3 protein-coding genes are annotated in these 3,349 nt (G+C 44.7%); all 3 read right to left on the bottom strand.

Annotated elements, in window-relative coordinates:
* On the bottom strand, positions 1–1,023 hold a 1,023-nt coding region (dbpA, locus tag A3761_RS23445), incomplete at its 3' end, for an ATP-dependent RNA helicase DbpA (protein WP_068751010.1).
* A 138-nt stretch (positions 1,024–1,161) separates the two neighbouring features.
* Complete coding sequence (gene ppnN / locus A3761_RS23440; protein WP_368664599.1) at positions 1,162–2,607, bottom strand: nucleotide 5'-monophosphate nucleosidase PpnN; 1,446 nt, start codon at positions 2,605–2,607, stop codon at positions 1,162–1,164.
* A gap of 271 nt (positions 2,608–2,878) precedes the next feature.
* On the bottom strand, positions 2,879–3,349 hold a 471-nt coding region (locus A3761_RS23435; RefSeq protein ID WP_068751008.1), incomplete at its 5' end, for a PEP-CTERM sorting domain-containing protein.

Raw genomic sequence — 3,349 nt, 5'->3', positions numbered from 1 at the left:
ACCCTTACTACCTGCACGGCCTGTTCTGCCAACGCGATGAACATGGACTTCGGAGTCGCGTGCTATGTGAAAGTTTATGACAGCATCTAGATCTTTAATATCGAGACCGCGGGCCGCGACATCCGTTGCGACCAGAATTGAGGCGCTTTGATTAGAGAATCTAACAAGAGTTTGGTCTCGATCGCGCTGTTCCATATCACCATGTATCGCAATGGCGCTGAAGTTTCTATCATGTAAGGCATCTGCCAGGTCTTGGGTTTCTCGTTTGGTATTGCAGAAAATCACCGTTGATGGTGGTTGATACTGCATGAGAATACGATGAACTGCATCAATTCGCTCATCTTGATCTGGGAGTTCATAGAAGTGTTGCTCAATACTGCTGTCACTATGTGTTGACTCAACCTTTACCATGACCGGATCGGTGAGATATTGCGCTGCGATCGATTGAATCTGTTTTGGATAGGTTGCGCTTAACAGCAGAGTTTGGCGCTCTTCTGGTATATCTTCAATGATAGTATCCAAGGCCTCCTGAAAGCCCATGTCTAGCATTCTATCAGCTTCGTCCAATACCAGCGTGTCAACATTGTTGAGCTTCAGGTTACCTTTTCTAACGTGTTCTTCAACCCGGCCAGGAGTACCGACGATGATATGTGCGCCGTGCTCTAAAGAACCAACTTGAGGGCCAAAAGGCATGCCGCCACATAAGGTGAGAACTTTTATATTGTGAATAGCGCGGGCAAGTTTGCGAATTTCTTTGGCGACTTGATCGGCCAGCTCACGAGTAGGGCAGAGCACCAAAGATTGAATTCTGAAACGTTTTACGTCTAGCTTATTGAGTAGCCCAAGCCCAAATGCGGCAGTCTTTCCTGAGCCCGTTTGACCTTGCGCGATGACATCTTTTCCCTCAATAATCAGGGGCAGGCTCTGCATTTGAATCGGTGTCATGGCTTGATAGCCTAATGAATCCAGATTGTCTAAAAGTTCTTTTTTTAGGGCTTGGGAAGAAAAAGCAGAGTCGCTCAAAATAATTGTCCTGATGTTGGAAAGCAGCAAGGCCCCTGTTTATCGAATACGGGCCTTAATAAGTGGCACATTCTAGTACTTGTCAGCGAAGTGTTCCATCTCTAGCTGAATTCTAACTAAGGAGGTTTCCCTATCATCTCATGAGACAACCTCATAACAAGGTTTGTATTCCTTATCACCCAGCTTCATTCGGCGCTGGTCGACGAACGTGCGCAAGAGCTTATCCAATGGCTCTATAATTTCCAAATCTCCAGTGATCTTGAATGAACCATGCTCTGCAATTGCTTTCAAACCTTGCTCCTTGACATTACCGGCAACAATTCCTGAAAAAGCTTTGCGTAAGTTTGCGGCAAGAATGTGAGGCTCCTGATTTTTGGACAGGTCTAGGTTTGCCATGTTGGGATGAGTGGGCTCGAAAGTTTTTTGAAACTGATGGTCGATATGAAGTTGCCAGTTGAAAAAATAAGCATCTTTTCGGGAGCGGCGATGTTTAAAGACCTTATGACAGGTTTGCACCATATGCTGAGCGACAGCACCGGGATTGTCAGTAATAATTTGATATTTCTCTTGTGCTTCTTCGCCAAGAGTTTGGCCAATAAAATCGTCAATCATCTTGAAATAGGCTTCGCTTTCTTTTCCGGCGGCAAAGACTAAAGGGAAGGGGGTCTTAGCGTTTTTGGGGTGAAGTAGAATGCCCAAAATATAGAGAATTTCCTCTGCCGTACCAACACCGCCAGGAAATACGATAACCCCGTGACCACAGCGCACAAAGGCTTCCAGGCGTTTTTCGATGTCTGGGAGTATAACTAGTTCATTGACGATAGGGTTTGGAGACTCGGCTGCGATAATTCCTGGCTCTGTAATGCCTATATAGCGCCGCTCTTCAAAATGCTGTTTGGCGTGGCCTATTGTGGCACCTTTCATGGGCCCCTTCATTGCGCCGGGGCCACAGCCGGTAATAATGTTTGCTTCGCGAAGGCCTAGTTGGTAGCCCACCTCTTTGGTAAATTCATATTCGCATCGATTGATAGAGTGGCCACCCCAGCAGACTATAAGCGGTGCTTGGGCGCCTTTGCGCAGCAAGTTGGCATTTCTAAGAATATGAAAGACTGCATCAGTGATGCCCTTGGAGTGTTCAAAGTCAAAATGCTGAGGGTCAAGCAGTTGGTTTTGAACGTAGAGCACATCTCTTAATACTGAAAAAAGTTGTTCCCGAATACCGCGAATCATCTTGCCATCAACAAAGGCTGAGCCAGGCGCATTTTCAATCAGCAGCTTGATACCACGAGACTGGCGTATAAATTTGATACGGAAATCTTTATAGCGCTCGATGATTTCATTGGTATCATCGACGGTGCTGCCGGTATTTAAGACCGCTAAAGCACAGCGCTTAAACAATTCATAGACCTTGGTTCGCGACAGCTCGACTAATTGTTTTACTTCATAGGCAGAAAGGATTTCAAGGGAGCCTTCAGGGGAGACTGTGGTATAGGGCATTGTCTCACAAGGTAAAATTTTGATACTGGGGTTGTCGCTTATCGTGTGAGAGTTTTCTCTTGGCGTATTTTTATCAGTATCCCTCATAGATTACCTTTATATTTATCGAGTTTATATATTCATACTATGTATATAACTAAGCATAGTTTAGTGAGTAAAATATAGTAGGTGAATGTGACTCATTTACGACTAGTGGCTAGCTCTCTTGTAATGGTGGCGCTAACAATAACATTTGTGATTTAAGGTTGGGGGAAGGAGTGATATATAATTTAAGAGGTAAAAGCTAAGGATTGACTGTGCCGGAAAATAAAAAAGCTAGGTCCAAAGACCTAGCTTTCATTCAGGCCGAAACTAAAACTTAAGCTTTAGTGTTACGACGGCTGAAGCCAAGACCTAATAAGCCAAGACCCAGGATTGCAAGAGAGCTAGGCTCAACAACGTCAACTGTATCAACAGTATTTACAGTAATACCTCTGATGTAGTAGTCATCATTTGTGCCAGTTACACCAAACTCGTATAAGCTACTATTGTAATTATATGAAGAGAAGTTGTACAAATTTGAGCTTGGGATATCAGCGCCAGCTATGAGCGTACCATTCACAGACCAACTAAAGTCATCGTTGCCGCCAACGTGACCGAACAAAACAGAAACAAGGTCTACACTCTCATCGAACAAGAATGATATTGTTTCGTCAGGACCAAAGCCGTCGACTTGATTGCTCGTATCAAAAAAAGAGCTTTTCACGCCTAAGCCATGTCTGGTGTCGACAGAAACGCCTGGCTGACCAGTCACTGTCAAGCCAAGGCCATATTGTGAGAAGTTCAGAGG

The sequence above is a fragment of the Oleiphilus sp. HI0123 genome, assembly GCF_001635315.1.
Note: the sequence above shows the minus strand (reverse complement) of the source record. Positions and strands in the feature narration are given on the sequence as shown.